Origin of the sequence: Actinacidiphila alni (assembly GCF_900112845.1) — a bacterium.
GTDB lineage: Bacteria > Actinomycetota > Actinomycetes > Streptomycetales > Streptomycetaceae > Actinacidiphila > Actinacidiphila alni.
This window is the reverse complement of sequence record NZ_FONG01000047.1, coordinates 1-2,348: the sequence shown is the minus strand read 5'-3', so window position 1 is coordinate 2,348 and position 2,348 is coordinate 1. Positions and strand designations below refer to the sequence as shown.

Annotated in this window: 1 protein-coding gene; it reads left to right on the top strand. The window is 59.5% G+C overall.

What is annotated here, in order from left to right; all coding sequences use genetic code 11:
* Positions 1-743 precede the first annotated feature (743 nt).
* Entirely contained in the window at positions 744-2,012 is a 1,269-nt protein-coding gene (locus tag BM076_RS37875) for a site-specific integrase (RefSeq protein ID WP_245796685.1), read from the top strand.
* The last annotated feature ends 336 nt before the right edge of the window (positions 2,013-2,348 follow it).

Below are 2,348 nucleotides of genomic sequence, written 5' to 3'. Positions count from 1 at the left end.
ACGCCGCGGGAGGTACGGACCGACCCGGCGCACACCCGACCGGCGGGCCCCACCACGGGGTCCGCCGGTCGATCCGTGTGTCCAGTAGGGAGCGGCCGGAGTCTGATCTCAGGCAGTCCATCAGTCAGAGAGAAGAAAATATCAACGTTCATTAACGTCATAGCGGACACTAACACTCATTAGTTACATAAGTGCCCTACCCCAAACGCGTTCCATGGACTAGCTTCCAGGCAGTCATCAATGTTTGTTGATGCGAGGGTCTCGGTGCATGCACTGCATCGAGGGCGACCGCCTGCAGTTGCGGGGAGTTGGGAGCGACGTCGTGTTTCAAAGCAGAGCTAGTCACACGCCAGGACTTCGCAGAACCGATCGAAGGCCCTCTAGGCGATTCCCGGAGCAATAAGTGGCGCAGAAGTGAATGGAATATCAGGTGGTACCGAAACGCATCCCGAGCACTATATAGTTCCTTCTGAAGTCGAACGGCGCCTTGGGATCTCTCCCGCAACACGTCGCCGTTGGACTAACAGGGGCCTGCTCAAAGCGTACCCCTTGGGGCCATTCTATCGGCCAGGCCCCGGGGCCAATAGGGAGGGAAATCGCAACGGAAGCCGCGTGCGCTACCTCGAATCCGAGGTAGCCGCTCTCGCCTCTAATATCAGAAACGGAATCATGGCGAAATCTCCGAAGCCTAAGAACGCTTCAGGTGACCATACGTGACCATGCGCTCACTTCCGCGAGGGGACATGAGTAACGAAGCAGATACACCATTCGATCGCTGGCACAAAAAATACCCGAAGGAAGGAGACACTCGGTGCAACTGTGGCACTAAGAAGAATCCCCTGTACGAGTCGGCCGACCATGGGCGCGGCCAGCGCTGGCAGGCCCGCTTCACAGATCCGGCTGGCAAGCAGCGACGCCCCGCGTTCGACGCATACCAGGATGCGGCCGATCACCTAACTGAGATCCGCGCCCAGATGCGCAATGGCACCTGGGTAGAACCAGAACTCGGTGCCCAGAAGGTAGAGATCTACACCGCAAAATTCATAGCGGGCCGACGGAAATTCGGAAAACACGAGGCAACGACAAAGTCATATGAAGGGCACATTCGGAGGTACGTGAACGAATTTGCTGGCCATCGAACCGCAAAGACTCTCACACGTCGCGACTCAACGAATTTCGTGGCGTGGCTCATGGATCAACCGGGACTGAAGTCTTCTGCGTCCGTCGTCCAGGTCTTTCGCACATGGCGAATAGTCATGAACCATCTCATCGACGAGGAGGAAGTGCCGCTGCCAGCGAACATCTGCTCTCGCATCAAACTTCCCGAAGTTCTCCCACGCGTCGAAGTGGCGCTTTCGCCAACCGACGTGACAGAGTTGGCAGCCGCCATGCGGGAGATTGAGCCGCGCTATGAGATCTCTATCTGGATCGCCGCGTGTGCGGGGCTCCGCAAGGGAGAGGTTTTCGGATTGCGGAGCGCGGCCGTCGCCTGGGACGAGGACCTCCTCTACATTGTGGAGCAGCGTCAGGCCGGTCGAGCTTCGAAGCTCAAGACCAGGGCCAGCTACGTGACCCTTCCCGTCGATCACTTCTTGATCGAACGTCTGGACGAGCATAGGCGTACCCATCCCCGCATCCGTCCTGTCTCGCCAGTGACAGAGCGAACACGCAAGGCTCGCGGATACGTCGAAGCTCGCGACGAAGGGTTGATGATCACCAATGCGCTCGGCAAGCCGGTGCTGCATCACGACTTCTGGCTGAAGTGGAAGGCCGCCGTGCGCCTTGCCGGCCTTCCGGAACGAACACGGTTCCACGACCTCAAGCACTTCTACACTTCGAAGCTCGGTGCGTCCGGCCTTGATCCGAAGACGGTGCAGGCCCTCTGCAGGCACGCGACGTTCGAGGAGACATGGGACACCTACGCGCATCCACCGATGGCAGTCGAGGGTGTCAAAGTGCGCGCGTTCGGGCTCATGTTCGGCTCCGATGACCCTGGAGCGTTGGCCGCGTAGGTCTTCTAGGGACTCTTGACCCGACCGGCCCTTCATGTGCAAGACTCACAAACGCATCAAGGCCAACCCATCGTCGTACGAGGGCGGCAGGTCCGTGGAACGACTTGTTCGCTCGATTCGACCCCGATTCGACCCCGTTGGTGCTGGTCAGTCTGAGCGGTGCCCTGACCAGGCGCTGAGCAGGCCGTTTCCCGCAGGATCTGATAGCCCCAATATTTTGGACGCTTAGCCCCAGTACTTGTCCCAGATCGCCGACATGTTCGCGGGGAAGGACGGGTCGCTGAACCAGGGCTGCTGGGCGACGCTGGTGGCGTAGTCGTGCGCCGAGTAGACGAC